Source organism: Gammaproteobacteria bacterium (assembly GCA_024235095.1).
Lineage (GTDB): Bacteria > Pseudomonadota > Gammaproteobacteria > Competibacterales > Competibacteraceae > UBA2383.
In genome coordinates, this window is sequence record JACKNC010000003.1 from 488988 (window position 1) to 504616 (window position 15629).

The window sequence follows — 15629 nt, forward strand, 5'->3', positions numbered from 1 at the left end:
TTACCCTATTTACCCATAACACAAACCATCAGAACGGCGTTCGTTCCCGCGCCCCATGCTTGACGTGCAGGATTTGAACGGTTTTTTCCTGCACCCGGAACAAGACCCGATAGCTACCGAAAATCAGATTTCTAACCTCGTAGTCATAAAAACGGTTCTCGTAAGCTAACGGGCAACGGTTCGGCGAGTCTTTCAACGTCTGAATTTTGTCATGGATGGCAAAATACCAATGGGCGGCGTTGTCTGGGGAATCCTCGGCAATGTAGAGATAAATGGCCTCAATCTCTTCTCCGGCCTCGGAGGTAATATCAACCCTATAAGACATCGCGCTTCAAACCGTGCTTTTTCTCGAACTCCTCAAAGAACCGATCAACGGGAACTCCCTTGCCTTCGTCATGTGATTTGGCGGCGCGGGCAATCTTCTCCAGTGTTCCGAGAAGACCCATCATCTCTTCATAAGCCTTAGCCGACTGGATGACCAGTTCTGCTTTGCCGTTCACCGTCAGGATTTCCGGTTGCCCGGTCTCTTTCAGCCGCTTGATATGCTCGGCAGGCTTTCGGCTAAAGTCAGAAACAGGGTGTATGGAGTCCATTGTAAACATGACAACACCTCAACAGATAATTATCAGATAATTTTCAGTCTATAGGATCGCCTTCTTGAGTTCAATAAAAACCAGTCGCTTACCTACCGCTCGCGTCCCCGGCTCCGGCCTTGGGGTGGGCCTTGGCTCTGCTGTTTCTGCTGGCTCGGCTCGGGCCTTTGCTGTTGTGGCTCCTGCGTCCTGCCTTGCCGGCGTTTCGCCTCGGGCCATGTGCCGGCCTCACGGGCTTGCTCGATCTTGCGTTCCAACTCGGCCCAGAACTAGCGAAGCTGTCACGCGCCGCCATATGCGTTTTCTCTAATATTCTAGCGGCTCAGTCGTCCCAGAAATCTTTGAACCGCTCGCTCGACAGTTCCGTGTAGCGAACGGTGTGCTGGATGTTCTTGTGGCCGAGGTAGTGCTGGATGGCTCGAGTATCCTGGCCATCGTTGGCAAGTTTATAACCACAGGCATGGCGCAGCATGTGCGGATGGATCGGGAATGCCAGATCCGACTGCTCGCCGCATCGTGACAGCCTCTTGCGGACGCCGGCCTGGGTGATGGGGCCACCGCGTTCGGTCGCGAAGAGGTAAGCGCAGGGTCCTGTCTCCCGTCTGAGTTGGCGCAGGGCGCGGATCTCCGGTCCGCGCAACGGATGGACGCTGGGGATGCCGTGCTTCAGCCGGCGCACATGGAGGAATCCCTGGTCGAGCTCGATCTGATCCCAGCGTAGTGCGCAGAGCTCGCCCACGCGCAAACCGTGCCGATAGGCGAGCAGAATCAGGGTCGCATCGCGATGGCCATGGCGGCCGCGTCGCTGGGCCGTCTGCATCAGGAGGGGAAGACACGAAACGGAAATTTATGCACTCTAAGAAGCTGTATTGAAACTCTATTATCTAAGTGGCCTGTAAAAGATTATCTTCTAATAATAATCTTTCCTTATGAATTCTTCGAAGCATCAGTCGAATTGAAGCTAAATAAACATGGCCCTCACTGGAGGTCGGTTTTCGTTCATAATCTCTATTCAGTCGCCGATAACGACCAAGCCAAGCAAAAGTCCGTTCGACTACCCAGCGTCGCGGTAACACATGAAATCCTTGTGTCATCTCATTCTTTTTAACCACTTCAATAATACAGCCAAATCGTTGTTTAGCCCATTCAATTAAAGAGGTGCTGTTATAAGCACCATCGGCCCATATTATTTGGATCGTATTCATCATTAAAAACAGGGCGGATAAGACAAAATAAGCAGTATGACCCTCGTAGATGTTGGCGGCATGGACGCGGGCAACCATTAAGTAACCAATGGTATCAACGACAATATGACGCTTCCTACCTTTGATGAGCTTCCCTCCATCAAATCCCGATTCCAGAGCAGATTCTGGGGTTCCTTTAACCGTCTGACTATCGATAATACCTGCACTGGGTTGCTCATTTCGGCCGAGTTCAACACGGAGTTTTTGGTGAATTTCTGCATTGATCTTTTCAATAATTTGATGATCAACCCATTTATGATGATAATAACTCACGGTGCAATAATGCGGGAAATCCTTCGGTAGATAGCGCCAGGGACAACCCGTTTTATTCAGATAAAGAAGGGCATTGACGACTTCACGAAGATCAACCCTTCGGGGCCGACCGGTTTGATAAGGTTCAAGCTTTTCTAAAATCGGCTTGACGATCTCCCATTCATCATCCAGTAGATCACTGGGATATCGCTTAAAAGGAATTTCTTTTGGCCAAACCATCGTTTACCTCAAATGGGATCTGTAAAATTAAAATAATAGCCTCGTTTTAGCCCAATTTCATCCCCTTTGGCTATATGAAAATCAATGAGTTAGTTTCAATACAGCTTCTAAGGTATCAGCGTGCCGCGCCCGGGACGGAAAGGTTGCTTAGCCAGTGATTGGGGAGCGGCGCTCCGAGACGCAGGAACGCGCCCGGATTCTCAATGGACTGAAGCCGAAGGGTATTGTTACGAAGTGGTGGCGCTCACCGTACGATGACGCTTGACGATATCGAGCACGGTGTTCTTGCTGATACCGAGCCGGTGGCTGATTTCCCGGTAAGATTGTCCGTCACCGACCAGTTTCAGAACACGCGACGTATACTGATCTGCCTTGATGCGCTGGCCAGGCCGACGCCCGAAGACGACACCCCGCGCCTTGGCGGCGGCGATACCGGAGCGCACGCGTTCGCGCAGCAAATCACGCTCGAACTCAGCCAAGGCGGCCATCAGTGAGGCGATCAGTTTGCCTTGGGGCGTACTGAGGTCGAACTGCAGGGTTCTGTTGCGTTAGCTGATAGGGTCGGATTTCGGTAAGCTACACGGCCCCTGTCCTGACTTGAGAACCCGCATGATCGATTTTAGAGGCCACCGCTTTGAACGAGACATCATCCTAACGAGTGTCCGTTGGTACCTCGCCTATCCGTTGAGCTATCGGAACCTGGAAGAGATGCTGGCGGAGCGGGGTGTCGACGTGGATCATTCCAGCGTCTACCGCTGGGTCCAGAAGTTTACGCCGCAGTTGGAAGCGGCTTTCCGCAAAGGACAAAAGCGCCCGGTGGGCACAAGTTGGCGGATGGATGAGACCTACATTAAGGTCAAAGGCCAGTGGAAGTACCTCTACCGCGCGGTTGATCGAGACGGCCAGACGATCGACTTCCTGTTCACGGCGCATCGCGATAAGAAAGCCGCCCTGCGCTTTCTCAAAAAGGCGATACGGCAGCACGGTCTTCCGGACAAAGTCACGATCGATAAGAGTGGCGCTAACACCGCTGCCCTGGATGCACTCCAGGAGGAGACGGGCGCCGCCATTGAGATTCGCCAAAACAAGTACTTAAATAATTTAGTGGAACAAGATCATCGCGCCGTTAAACGGATCGTCCGCCCCATGCTGGGGTTCAAAGGCTTTCATTCTGCTCGGACCACCCTGCGGGGCATCGAACTCCTGCACATGATCAAGAAGGGCCAAATGATCATGGCCGAAGGGACGAATCTCTCCGCCGCAGGACAATTTTATTCACTGGCTGCCTAATAACCTGCAAGGGTTACCCAATCGTGCTCGAAAAAAATTAACGCAACAGAACCTTCCGCTTTCCTATCGCCAAAGCTTTTCAAAGCGGGCGGGATTGGCGGCGGTATAGCGGACGGTGTGCTGAATGTTGCGGTGTCCCAGATAGTCCTGAATCAATCGGGTATCCGCGCCTTGATCGGCGAGGGCGAAACCGCAGGCATGGCGGAGCATGTGCGGATGCGCGGCGAGCGGCAGCCCGGCCAACTCCCCATAGCGGCGCAGGGCGGCCCAGACGGTGCGGCGATTGAGTGGCCCCCGGCGTTCGCTGATAAAGAACCGTTCGGAGACCGGCTTCATCCCCGCCCGTTCCTTGAGCCATGCCCTGATGCAGCGGAGTTCTTCGGTGCGGAGCGGGTGTGTGGTGGAGAGGCCCTGCTTGAGCCGGGCGACATGCAGGACGCGGCTTTCCGTATCCACTTGGGCGAGGGTCAGGCCACAGGCTTCCGAGACGCGCAAGCCGTGGCGGAACAGCAGCAGGATCAAGCAGCGGTCACGGGCTTCATGCCGTGCGCCCTTGGTGGCGGCGAGGAGCTTGTCCACTTCCAAGGTGGTCAAGTGCTTGCGTTCGCTCATTGTTTTGTCCCAAGTTCGGGGTTTTTGACCGATGATAGATCAACAGCTTAGGCGGGTTCGGGCGGAAAACACAGGACAAAATGAAGCATTTTGTCCTGTGTGGGTGTGATAGCAAAGCTCAAATGTCCCGTTTTCCTTTCCGGGCCGCCATTATTTTCTTGAATGTAGTTACAAAACGTGGTTACATAAGGAATGGAGTTCGAGTGGAACGAAATTAAACGTCTGAGCAATATCAGCGATCACGGTGTTGATTTCGTGGGCGTGACGCAGCTTTTTGACGGCAGACCTGTTTTTACCTACGCATCGCCAAGAAACAATGAAGAGCGATGGGGTACCGTGGGACTGATTGGTGAAAAGTTTTATCTGGTGGTTTGGACAAAACGCAACGAGAGGGTGCGGATCATCTCCGCATATAGAGCCGATGACTGGGAAATCAGAGAATACCGTCAGCTATTCGGCGGCGCAGCTTGAGGCCATGCGGGCGCGTGGCGAGGATCAAACCGATGTGGGCATGAGCCATAAAGAGGCCATGCGTCGCCGCCATGCCGACTCCGAAGCGCCCACGCCCTACGCCGGTTGGGAGGACACCATCACCGTAGGACTTCCAGAACCCAAGGAGCAGATCACCTTGCGCCTGGACCGGGATATGGTTCGCTGGTTCCGGGCCAGAGGCAAAGGGTATCAGACCCTCATCAATGCCGTCCTCAGAGGCTATTACGAACATGAACACAGAACCCCTTGAGTGACGGGATGCAACACACGGATTTTGAAATCGGACTGGAATTTGAGTGCGGGGGGAAGCGGTGGTGCTGCACCGATGTTGGCACGCGCACGGTGATTGCCATTGCGCTTGAGCACCCCGAAGACCCGAGTTGGTACAATGGCCCGCCTTATGCTGTTGCCGAAGCTGTGTTTGACGAATACGACATAAGAGCTTGCAAGCCGGTCGAGGATAGCCCGGAAATTTGCAGAACCGAGAAAGACATCCAAAACACCCGCGAGAAGTTCACGCAGGGCAAGTCGGAAGCCTTTGCCGCCATCCATGAAACGATGGATGCGTTGCGCCAGATTGAAGCCATTGATAAGAAAACCATGCGGGATTTTGACGCCGTTTGTCTGGCGGACCCTGACAGGTAATTGCCAATCTCCGATTCAGAAAACGGTATGCGCGATAATCGGCGTTATGTTTCTACGTGATGTGCAAATAGTGCGAACGGAAAAATCTCATCGGCTTTCCTGATACATACAGGGGTTCTTCCTGTTCATGCAGGGCGCAACAGACGGCGGTTCTCTCGTTCTCGGGCGGCGGGATGCACCGGACGAATCGGTAGCCGGAAAGGGCGCATTCAAGGTTCTGTTGCGTTAATTTTTTTCGAGCACGATTGGGTAACCCTTGCAGGTTATTAGGCAGCCAGTGAATAAAATTGTCCTGCGGCGGAGAGATTCGTCCCTTCGGCCATGATCATTTGGCCCTTCTTGATCATGTGCAGGAGTTCGATGCCCCGCAGGGTGGTCCGAGCAGAATGAAAGCCTTTGAACCCCAGCATGGGGCGGACGATCCGTTTAACGGCGCGATGATCTTGTTCCACTAAATTATTTAAGTACTTGTTTTGGCGAATCTCAATGGCGGCGCCCGTCTCCTCCTGGAGTGCATCCAGGGCAGCGGTGTTAGCGCCACTCTTATCGATCGTGACTTTGTCCGGAAGACCGTGCTGCCGTATCGCCTTTTTGAGAAAGCGCAGGGCGGCTTTCTTATCGCGATGCGCCGTGAACAGGAAGTCGATCGTCTGGCCGTCTCGATCAACCGCGCGGTAGAGGTACTTCCACTGGCCTTTGACCTTAATGTAGGTCTCATCCATCCGCCAACTTGTGCCCACCGGGCGCTTTTGTCCTTTGCGGAAAGCCGCTTCCAACTGCGGCGTAAACTTCTGGACCCAGCGGTAGACGCTGGAATGATCCACGTCGACACCCCGCTCCGCCAGCATCTCTTCCAGGTTCCGATAGCTCAACGGATAGGCGAGGTACCAACGGACACTCGTTAGGATGATGTCTCGTTCAAAGCGGTGGCCTCTAAAATCGATCATGCGGGTTCTCAAGTCAGGACAGGGGCCGTGTAGCTTACCGAAATCCGACCCTATCAGCTAACGCAACAGAACCGAGTAAGATCCAGTCGGCAAAGCAGCTGCTTGACAGTGGAATGTCATCACGGGAGGTGGCCAGGAATCTCGGCGTGTCGATACCGACTTTATACCGCTGGGTACCTGCATCGAGCCGATGAATGTATTTAAAATATCTACTAAAAATGACGCATCGCGCACCTGGTCGGTCATGGGCCCACCGGTGGTCGGTATCAGCCTACCGATAGCACAAATCAGCTAAATGTCCTCAAATTGCAGCTTCGCTCCCAATGGGCCTACCAGCGATGGCCACTGAGAAGTTGAGTCATCGATGCCGCCGGATCCGTTTAAACCTTTACGGACCACAGACTTCGCCATGACGGTTTAAGGTGCGTTAAATGCCGTTTCGTGTCTTCCCCGCTCAAGGCCGGTTGGTGATCATCCCGTTGCGGTCCGGAGTCGGCGGGTACTTCCAAGTACAGCGGTTCTTCTTCTGCGCTTCAAAAAATCGCTGGGATCGGCGTTCTTTATCAGGAACCGGTCGGTGGGCGCGGTGCGCAGTCTCTGTTTGGGAAACGACCGCAGACTTACCCAGACCTTTCCAAGGCCATTCACTGTTCACAGATGACTCCGTATGACGCCTCCTGTCTTCTCATTTCTTTCCGGGACCCCCTCCATCGTTTGTGGGATCGGCGATGTGCATGGGGAATCTTTCGCGTTCACCGCCGTCATCGAGCAGGCCCAGCGGCAGGTCACCGGGATCGTTCAACTGCAAGAACCCATTTTAGAGGCTGCGTATGATATTAAATTTTCATACAGTCTCTCAAATGCTTGACAATAATGAATTGGAGAATGTCAATGTTTGGCAATGATGAAGTTGATGTATGGGGTCATACAAGGACTGATCGCATAAAAATAGATATGGCTGCCTATGGGGGCACTAGCGAGCCAATTTTAACAATGGCTGATTATGAAGCCATGGAGGAAGGTCGGAAGCGATCTTTTGAAGTCGAACCTTCAACAAGCTCAAGCTCAAGCTCAACAGCGGGTAACGGTTCATTAGGATTTGTATTAATCTTGGCGATGATTTTTGGCGCATATGATAATATTTATAATGGAAATGGACCCATCAATTCAGCGACTAAAGCAGGAGGTTTAACTTTTGAAGTTATGTCAACTATCGGGGATAAAATTAGAGATATTGACCCTAATTCAACCATAACCAGTATAGGCAATCAATTGTTTAAGGTGATTGGTGTTGGTTGTGGAATAACGGCTGGTTTTGGAGCAGGCATTGGAAATGGTATGGTTTGGGTTTTTAGAGGAGGTGAATCAACCAAAATGTTAAAAGCTGATGCCATTGGCATAAAAAATACTACAGATAAATCACAAGGCAATTTAGAATCAACTTCTTCTGAAGTATTCACTGGAAATGCAATAATTGTTGATACGCAGAAACTCAACATTAGAAGCTGTCTTGAAAAAGAATTTCATCGATCATAGGCACTTAGCAACGGTCAATTTGAGCATAGCGATCCGAATCATATTTTCTGCGGTAGTCACCAGAATCTCGAAATCTTTTGCCAATCGCCGAAAGTGGCCTAACCATGCAAAGGTTCTTTCTACAATCCACCGTTTCGGAAGCACTTTAAACTGCCCTGGTTCAGCAACCGGTTTTTCTGAAATTTGGAGGGTTAATTTAAGTTCTTCCCGAACAAAATTTTCAGCGGTTCCCCGATAGCCTAAATCCGCTGAAAAAGCTTGAATAGTAGAATACTTATTGATGGTATCCTTTAAAATAGGACCGGCTGAGACGGTATCCGAAAAGTGAGCCGCATGCACTTGAACATGGAGAAGATTTCCCAGAATATCGACCACGATGTGGCGTTTATGTCCCTTGACTCGTTTATGGCCATCGATACCCCGTTGTTCGCTATTATATTGAGTTTTAACGCTTTGTGAGTCAATGATCCCATAACTTGGCAAAGATTCGCGCCCCTCTTTTTGACGATGCAGTGAAGTGAGTTCATCCAATACCTGGGTCCAAATGCCTTTTTTATTCCAACGTCGAAAGTGATCATAAACGGTTTTCCATGGAGGAAAATCATGAGGGAGCAATCGCCAAGTGATCCCGCCTTTCACGACATAGAGGATCGCATCGACAATTGATTTTTTAGAATGCTGGTGAGCGTTTCCTCGTGGGTCTTTCTGATTAAAGTGATGCTGAATTATTAGCCATTCTTCATTCGATAAATCACTATCATACATTCATTTTCTCCCTACTAATTCCGATTTTAAGGTAAGATCATTTATTCAAGTATACCGCGAATGCCTTTTTCAAGACAGTTTCTTAGATCAGGTCCGGGATTGCGCTATGATAAAATTAGCGATCCGTTGGATAATGGATCAAGAATTCTAGTTATTAAAGATATTGAGAATGGATGGAAAGAAATAAAAGCTATTCATTCTAATGGTAAAACCATTCATGATTTTGTAAATGGGAAATATTTAAAAGTGAACTATAGCAGTCCTATACAGGTTGTGGAATATTCATATACCAACCGCGCTTTCCAAGATTGAAAAATTTATTATTAAGAAAATTGACAAAACTCATTTTAACTTTATGGAAAGTATTGTTTTCATGAAAGTGCCTTCTTAAAAAGTTTTTACCTCTTAACCAGACATCTTCAACCGGGTTTTGTTCGGGTGCATTAGGAGCCAAAATGATACAAGTGACTTTCCAATCTTTTTCTTCAAGACCTTGGTTAACTTGGCCCAGATAAACCTGCATTTCTTTACTATGATGGTAGGTAGCTCCATCCCAAATAATCATCAATTTCTTGTCAGGGTAAAGCTTCCTCAAGTACTTGATAAATTCAATCGTATTCTTTCCATTCCCAGCATCATAAGGATTAAGAATAAATTTCTGATCATAGAGATTTAATACCCCATAATAGGTCTGCCTTTGTTTCACATTTTGTATCGGAACCTCCGTTCTTTCATTACGCCGACCCCACACATAACCCAGGGTATCTCCCCAAAGTAAATGACATTCATCTTCAATTAAAACAATGACTTCACCGGATATAATGTCAGCCTGACGCGCCTCGATTTGGGTCTTAATTTCTTCTCGCTTTAAAAGCACTTCCGCTTCATCCTTCTTTGGATTCATGGCTTGAGTGCGATGCCAACTTAATCGGGCCTCTTTTAGAAGATTATAGTAAGATTGCCGAGATTGATAAACTACACCATAGTGAAATTCAATGTAGTCTTTGAGTTCTTCAACTGTACAATGAGGAAGGTTTCTTAAATGATAGATAATTTCATAACGTTCATCCTCTGTTAAAAATCCTTTTCCCCCTTTATACTGAAGTCGTAGCGCTTCTGGACCTTCATTTTCGTAAATGATCTTCCATTTGCTCACAAAAGCATCCGAGACGCCTAATATTCTACAAATATCCTTTGTTTTAAACCCAATGAGCACCATCTTGACGGCCAATGCCCTTTTCATTTCCAGATTTCCTTTGGAATCGATAATATTATCTAGCGTTAACATAATAAAATCCCCTCAAAATTTTTGCTAAAATTATAACATATTTTTAATATTCCACAACCTGAATAGGACTGCTATAGTTGGTGTGCCTCCCGCATCCCGGCATTTTTATACGGTAAGAAGCCCCTTTTTGGGCTGATTTGGCCCTGACCGGGTGGGAATTGGATGCCCTGCAGCAGTTATGGCGTGCAATCATGGCGTACAGCATGGAATGTACGCCATGTTTCGAATCAATAGGCCGTATTGTACGCCACAAACAGGCTCCTTATCCGGGGGGTCAACATGGCGTACCAGGACTTTCGCTTTGTTTTTTTAACTCTATTATCTGATATAATAACCGAATGAAAATAACCAAACAACGATATGTTGAGTACATTATTAGTACTCCAGTTAACTATACTTGCACTAATCTTGCTGATCATTTAGATAACATAAGTCATGATGCGATTAATGATTATTTACGACGTCAAAGGTATACGGCCCACGGCGTATGGGAATTAGCTGAATCACTGATCAATAATAGTAACGAAGCCTACCTGATTTTTGATGATAGCGTTCAAGATAAAGGCTTTTCCAAAAAAATTGAGATGGTGAAACATCAGTATAGTGGGAATGCACATGGTTTAGTAAAGGGAATCGGGGTTGTGAATTTAGTTCACACCTATAAAGGTGATTATTATCCCCTCGATTTTCGCATCTATTCACCCGATGCGGATGGCAAAACTAAAAATGATCACTTTCGAGATATGTTGCAACAAGCCCTTGAAGAAAAAGGCATTAAAGCACAAACAATTCTATTCGATTGCTGGTATGCCGCTTCAGAAAATCTCAAATATATTCATCGCCTTGACAAATTCTTTGTGACGACTTTGAAAGAAAATCGTCTCGTCAGCCTCAGTAAAGAACAAGGTTATATTCATCGTAACTACCAACGTACCCCACCCAAGTACCATGAATCTACCCTCGGTTTGGACGGGTAAAGCGGATATCGGTCGGGAAGAAATCCGATGAGCGGGGGTGCGGGAGCGGCCGCCGCGGATCGGGCAGCGGTTAAGGAAACGACGGCGCGCTGGGGATGAACGGACACCCGGCAAAGGCATCGCGAATCGCCGCAAAGACATTCACCGCTTGCTTACGCGCCGTTGACAGATACCCACGAATTTGCGCAAAGCCCTGCGCGCCCTCAGGGGTGCGAAAGCCCCCGGAGACCTTTTGTTTGACTTTGATCATCCGGATATCCCGCTCAGCCAAATTATTGTCAAACGGCACCCGGAAGTCCTGCATGAAAGCCAAGGTTTCCGCTTTGAAATCCCGGAGCCGATCCAGCAGATTCAACGGGGGCGTTTGGGCGGCGCGGCCCCGTTTTTTGCGTCCCGTCTCCGGGGGTGGGCGTGGGGGCGGCGGATTGTGTTGATAGCCGGCCTCTAGGGCTTCGTCATAGCGCTGTTCAAACGCCACCACCGTGTCGGCCGGCAAAGCCGGCTGCCCTGCATCCCGCGCGGTGTCAACGGCAGTCTTCATTTCTACCAGGAGCTTCGCCAAGGTCTCGGCCCAGCCTTGACCGTACTGTTCGTGGATAAACTTCAGTTCCCGCACGTGATGCGCATTGCACAGGGCATGGGTGCTATCCACGTAGGTGAAATAGGATTTCCAATGATCATGCACCGCCCGCCCGGCAAATGCGGGCAAAATCCCGGCCGCGTCCATCGCCGCCGGGCCGCGCTGCGCATGGACGGTATAGTCGGTCAGCGCGTCCGTCGATGCCCCATGCAGCCACCGCAATTTCCCCGCCACGCGCAGGCCGGACTCATCAAAATGCGCCACCGGCGCCGCCCGCAGTTGCGCCTGGATCGCGGCCGTGGCCGGCGCGATCGCGGCCGCGCACTCCCGCTGAGCTTTCATCAGCGTGGCTTCGGCGACCCGCTGACCGGTGAAGTCCTCAATGATCTGGGCGGTCCGCTCGACCGGGACAAAGTGCTGGGTCTGGAAATAGGTGGCCCAGGTCTTGACCGCCGGGCCATACTGCACCGGCCCCGTCACGTCCCGCGGAAACTCGCCCCGGTTCTCGGCGCCACAGCCCGGACACGTCTTCACCTCGGCCCGATGCGCGGTCACCTCGATGCGGATCGCGAGAATATCGAATACCTGGCGTTCTTCGTGAGTCGTAACGGCGATGTTCGCCAAGTCGGCCCCGCACTGGGCGCAGGCCTCAACCGGATGGATTGCGGTCCGATCCGGGGTCGCCACCCGTTCCAGGGTGTCACCTCGATGGCCGGGTTGCCCGCCCCGCGGCTTGTGTCCCGGCTTCCGCAGACTCGCCGTCCGCTTCGGTTTGGTATAGCCGGCGCTCGACGGCGGTTGACTGCTGTTCGCACTCGTCTTCCCCAAGCGGGCCTGCACCTCTTTGAGCGCCGCCGCCTGGGTCTCTAATTGCTGCGCCAATCCCTCGACCTGTTGACCCACTTGGGCAAACCATTCCACAATCGCCTCTTCCCCTTCCAGGGGTATGTGCGGGATAGATACTGCTGGCGAATTCGATGAGAGGCATTTTATGCTACTGTTGCTCTAGTGGGCTGACACAGAAGTTTTGACAGGTAGCGGTGGGTGCCCTATGGTTGAGATCAACAGGAGGAATCACCATGGCCCACAAGTATCTGGTTGATCTAACTGAAGAGGAGCGGGAAGACCTGCTGAAGGTCATTCATAAAGGCAAGGCAGCGGCGCGCAAGGTTGCCCGTGCCCATGTGTTGCTGCAGGCTGCGGAAGGGGCGACGGATGAGGCCATTGCCCAAAGCCTTCACTTGGGGATTTCGACCGTTCATCGTACCCGTCAACGGTTTGTCGACGAAGGGTTGCTGGCGGCGTTAAGCGAGCGGCCACGAGTCGGTTTGCCCCCGGCCTTGACCGGCAAACAGGCCGCCTTTCTGGTCGCCTTGGCCTGTAGTACCCCGCCCGCTGGCCGTTGTCAGTGGACTCTCCAATTGTTAGCGGACCGCTTCATGGAACTCCGGCCCATCGAAGCCATTTCCCGTGAGAGTGTGCGGCGCATCCTTAAAAAAACGACCTCAAACCCTGGCAACGTCAAGAATGGTGTATTCCCAGTGTCAGTCCCGATTATGTTTGGCATATGGAGGATGTGTTGGACCTGTACGCCGAACCCGATGATCCTCAATACCCCCAAGTGTGCTTCGATGAAAGTCCGGTGCAATTGACCAGCGAAACCCGCTGTCCTCAACCCGCCCGCCCGGGTCAACCGGCGCGCTATGACTGTGAATACAAACGCGAAGGCACCGCCAATTTATTTCTATTCGTACAACCCTTGCGCGGGTGGCGTCATGTTAATGTCACGAAACAGCGCACCAAACGCGATTTTGCCCAGCAAATGCAGCAACTCGTTGATGTGTACTTTCCGAAGGCGGAGCGAATCCGGTTGGTCGTGGATAACCTCAATACCCACACTCCTGCGGCCTTGTATAGTGTCTTTTCTCCAGAGGAAGCCCGCCGGATCACCCGCAAGCTCGAATTTCATTACACCCCCAAGCATGGCAGTTGGCTCAATATGGCGGAATGTGAGTTCGCTGTTCTCGCCGGCCAGTGTTTGAATCGCCGCATTGCGAACCTCGAAACTTTGCGGAAGGAAATCGCCGCTTGGCAAGGCCCACGCAACCTACGTCAGACCAAAATCCACTGGCAGTTCGGCACCGACTTGGCCCGGGTCAAACTCAAGCGCCTCTATCCTCCCTTGAAATCTTCTGAAACCCCGGTGGACCTAGAAACCTCTGAACCTGTCAAAACTTCTGTGTCAGCCCACTAGGAGCCAGGGAGGCGAAGGCGGATCGTCGGGTTTTGGCCCGGGGACGGTCGGTCAACCAAGCGTCCACGCGCACGATATTAATGGCAATGGCGGTAAACACATGCTGAAGCTGGGTCTTGGCCAATCCGATATAACGACATCGGCGCAGGCCAAAGGCGCGGACGGCCTGGGACAAAGTGCCCTCGACCCCAGCCCGTGGGCCGTACCGGGCGCGCCAGGCTTCGGTTTCTTGTTGACGGCGAGCATTCTGCAACGCTTCATGCAATGAGCGCGGACGCAACGTGATTTCGCGAGGGTCGGTCTTAGCGCGGGTGCAGAAGGGACGGCTACTACAAGCGGCACAGGTGGGGCGGTGAAACCCGACGTGGATCGTGTCGTTACCCCAAGGATCGCGGGCCGGCGTCCAGTCGACGCTCGTTTGGCCGGCCGGGCAGATGACCTGTTGGGACTCCCAATTGATAACGAAGGCGGCCAAATCGAAGCCCTGGCCCGCCTTGGCCTGCCAGCTGACATCTGAGCGCACCGGGCCGAGTAACTCGATGCCCTGTTGGGTCTGGCTGGTGACCAGCAGGTCGGCATCGACATAACCTGCATCGGCAAGGTGTGTGGCAGGCGCCAAGCCTTTGTCCACCAGTGCTTGCTGGATCGAGGCGGTCAGGTCACTGTCGGTGACCGGCGCGGGGGTGGTTTCGACATGAACGATCCGATGGGGAGTGTCGGCATCGCAGGTTTCGGTGACGTGGACTTTGTAGCCGGTCCAAGTGATGCTGCGCTTGCTGCTGTAGCGGGCCTCGGTATCGTAGGGGGAGTCGAAACGGGTGCTGGCGGGCGGTAGGTCGGCGGCTTGGCGCCAGCGGACGACGTCATCCTCGATCAAGAATTGATGCACCCAGGCCTGCCGCAGGGTCTGGACCGCCGGCAGTTCGCGTAACCAGGCGGGTGCCGCCGGCGCATAAATCGCCGCCAGGAGAGTGTGACCATCCGTCCCGATTTGTTCGCCCAGGGCGGTGCGCGCCACTTCACCTTTAGGGAGGCGGTATTCCTCGACCCGGATCGCGTAGCGCTCGAACCACGCCGGCGCGGCGACACCGGTCAGCCAGTCCGGTGCCACCGTAGCGACGCTGTTCAGGGCCGCGCGCAAGGTCTCACCCACGCTCTCAAGCCGATTGAGGGTACGGATCGCAGCCAGAACATGAGTGGAATCGGTGCGTTGCTGGCCACGGGCTTTCAACAGGCCGCGCTCTTTTAACCGCGACAGCATCGCTTCCAACAGGACCGGCCCGGCCGCACCGTCAACGAGGCGGGCGCGGAACTCGCACAACACCGACGCATCACCGCCCGGATCCGTGAGTTCCAGACTCAGGGCGTATTTCCAATCGATCCGCGCGCGAACCGCCTCAGCCGCTTGGCGGTCGGAGAGTCCTTCGACAAATTGCATCACCGTGATCAAGGCCAGACGCCATGGGCTTTCCGCCGGTTGGCCGCGCGTGGGAAACCCGGGTGCAAACAGAGGGTCGTCGAAGAGCGTACCGATTTCATCACGCAGGCGAACGTACACGTTCCCTTTGGGAAAGGCCGCGCGCGCGACCCGTTGGGTGTCTTCGGGAACCGGGGGAATCTCTCGGGGCTGGAGCGACATGGCGATCCTCCGCAGGTCAAGGATGGGTATTTCTGACTAAAACCGCGACGAGTCAATTTGTGGCTAAAAAGTAGCCATTCCCCCGCTCCCTTATCCAGCTGCTTCGAGCCAGCCTCGCGACACAAAACGCCGGTTCGCAAGGCGGTGTCCGACCGATGGGCGTCATCCAGAAAACGATCGTTTTGCGGAAGGCCATTTTGCTTTGATCCGAAGGTCATACTTTCCCTTGAAAATGCATATGAACTCATCTCATTATCAATTTCAGAAAAACGTAT

Annotated in this window: 17 protein-coding genes and 2 pseudogenes; 8 read left to right on the forward strand and 11 right to left on the reverse strand. The window is 52.3% G+C overall.

The window, feature by feature from the left end; all coding sequences use genetic code 11:
- Positions 1 to 28 precede the first annotated feature (28 nt).
- The 5 genes from H6973_19210 to H6973_19230 all read right to left on the reverse strand — a co-directional run bounded on the left by H6973_19210 (position 29) and on the right by H6973_19230 (position 2865).
- On the reverse strand, positions 29 to 325 hold the full coding sequence (locus tag H6973_19210) for a type II toxin-antitoxin system RelE/ParE family toxin (GenBank protein MCP5127663.1): 297 nt from the start codon (positions 323 to 325) through the stop codon (positions 29 to 31).
- A complete protein-coding gene (locus H6973_19215; GenBank protein MCP5127664.1) occupies positions 315 to 602 on the reverse strand; it encodes a type II toxin-antitoxin system Phd/YefM family antitoxin in 288 nt (95 codons plus the stop codon). The genes H6973_19210 and H6973_19215 overlap by 11 nt, the downstream gene beginning before the upstream one ends.
- A gap of 313 nt (positions 603 to 915) precedes the next feature.
- A complete protein-coding gene (locus H6973_19220) occupies positions 916 to 1413 on the reverse strand; it encodes a tyrosine-type recombinase/integrase (GenBank protein ID MCP5127665.1) in 498 nt (165 codons plus the stop codon).
- Between the two features lie 64 nt (positions 1414 to 1477).
- On the reverse strand, positions 1478 to 2329 hold the full coding sequence (locus H6973_19225; GenBank protein MCP5127666.1) for an IS5 family transposase: 852 nt from the start codon (positions 2327 to 2329) through the stop codon (positions 1478 to 1480).
- A gap of 227 nt (positions 2330 to 2556) precedes the next feature.
- Complete coding sequence (locus tag H6973_19230; GenBank protein MCP5127667.1) at positions 2557 to 2865, reverse strand: recombinase family protein; 309 nt, start codon at positions 2863 to 2865, stop codon at positions 2557 to 2559.
- A 73-nt stretch (positions 2866 to 2938) separates the two neighbouring features.
- On the opposite strand from H6973_19230, the gene H6973_19235 reads away from it, so the two are divergent.
- Entirely contained in the window at positions 2939 to 3619 is a 681-nt protein-coding gene (locus H6973_19235; GenBank protein MCP5127668.1) for an IS6 family transposase, read from the forward strand.
- Between the two features lie 63 nt (positions 3620 to 3682).
- On the opposite strand, the gene H6973_19240 is transcribed toward H6973_19235, so the two are convergent.
- The gene (locus H6973_19240) at positions 3683 to 4231 is read right to left on the reverse strand and encodes a tyrosine-type recombinase/integrase (GenBank protein MCP5127669.1); all 549 of its coding nucleotides are present in this window, start codon (positions 4229 to 4231) and stop codon (positions 3683 to 3685) included.
- 192 nt (positions 4232 to 4423) lie between these two features.
- Here H6973_19240 and H6973_19245 point away from each other — a divergent pair, with 192 nt between their 5' ends.
- From H6973_19245 to H6973_19255, 3 genes and pseudogenes are all read left to right on the forward strand, one after another.
- The gene (locus H6973_19245) at positions 4424 to 4702 is read left to right on the forward strand and encodes a BrnT family toxin (protein MCP5127670.1); all 279 of its coding nucleotides are present in this window, start codon (positions 4424 to 4426) and stop codon (positions 4700 to 4702) included.
- Between the two features lie 4 nt (positions 4703 to 4706).
- Entirely contained in the window at positions 4707 to 4973 is a 267-nt protein-coding gene (locus H6973_19250) for a BrnA antitoxin family protein (GenBank protein ID MCP5127671.1), read from the forward strand.
- Between the two features lie 8 nt (positions 4974 to 4981).
- Positions 4982 to 5161: pseudogene (locus tag H6973_19255) on the forward strand (hypothetical protein).
- A gap of 473 nt (positions 5162 to 5634) precedes the next feature.
- Here H6973_19255 and H6973_19260 read toward each other — a convergent pair.
- Positions 5635 to 6315 carry an IS6 family transposase gene (locus tag H6973_19260; protein MCP5127672.1) on the reverse strand — a complete coding sequence of 227 codons (681 nt, stop codon included), beginning with the start codon at positions 6313 to 6315 and terminating at the stop codon, positions 5635 to 5637.
- An 80-nt stretch (positions 6316 to 6395) separates the two neighbouring features.
- Here H6973_19260 and H6973_19265 point away from each other — a divergent pair, with 80 nt between their 5' ends.
- On the forward strand, positions 6396 to 6509 hold the full coding sequence (locus H6973_19265; GenBank protein ID MCP5127673.1) for a helix-turn-helix domain-containing protein: 114 nt from the start codon (positions 6396 to 6398) through the stop codon (positions 6507 to 6509).
- Between the two features lie 697 nt (positions 6510 to 7206).
- Positions 7207 to 7851 carry a hypothetical protein gene (locus H6973_19270; GenBank protein MCP5127674.1) on the forward strand — a complete coding sequence of 215 codons (645 nt, stop codon included), beginning with the start codon at positions 7207 to 7209 and terminating at the stop codon, positions 7849 to 7851.
- Here H6973_19270 and H6973_19275 read toward each other — a convergent pair.
- Positions 7846 to 8616 carry an IS5 family transposase gene (locus tag H6973_19275; GenBank protein ID MCP5127675.1) on the reverse strand — a complete coding sequence of 257 codons (771 nt, stop codon included), beginning with the start codon at positions 8614 to 8616 and terminating at the stop codon, positions 7846 to 7848. The two genes, H6973_19270 and H6973_19275, sit on opposite strands and share 6 nt — an antisense overlap.
- 262 nt (positions 8617 to 8878) lie before the next feature.
- Entirely contained in the window at positions 8879 to 9904 is a 1026-nt protein-coding gene (locus tag H6973_19280; protein MCP5127676.1) for an IS630 family transposase, read from the reverse strand.
- A 338-nt stretch (positions 9905 to 10242) separates the two neighbouring features.
- Here H6973_19280 and H6973_19285 point away from each other — a divergent pair, with 338 nt between their 5' ends.
- On the forward strand, positions 10243 to 10881 hold the full coding sequence (locus H6973_19285) for a transposase (protein MCP5127677.1): 639 nt from the start codon (positions 10243 to 10245) through the stop codon (positions 10879 to 10881).
- A gap of 70 nt (positions 10882 to 10951) precedes the next feature.
- On the opposite strand, the gene H6973_19290 is transcribed toward H6973_19285, so the two are convergent.
- Positions 10952 to 12454, reverse strand: a complete 1503-nt coding sequence (locus H6973_19290; GenBank protein MCP5127678.1) for an IS66 family transposase — start codon at positions 12452 to 12454, stop codon at positions 10952 to 10954.
- Positions 12455 to 12540: 86 nt separating this feature from the next.
- Here H6973_19290 and H6973_19295 point away from each other — a divergent pair.
- Positions 12541 to 13715: pseudogene (locus H6973_19295) on the forward strand (IS630 family transposase).
- On the opposite strand, the gene H6973_19300 reads toward H6973_19295, so the two are convergent.
- Entirely contained in the window at positions 13690 to 15354 is a 1665-nt protein-coding gene (locus tag H6973_19300) for an IS1182 family transposase (protein ID MCP5127679.1), read from the reverse strand. The pseudogene H6973_19295 and the gene H6973_19300 sit on opposite strands and share 26 nt — an antisense overlap.
- Between the last annotated feature and the right edge of the window lie 275 nt (positions 15355 to 15629).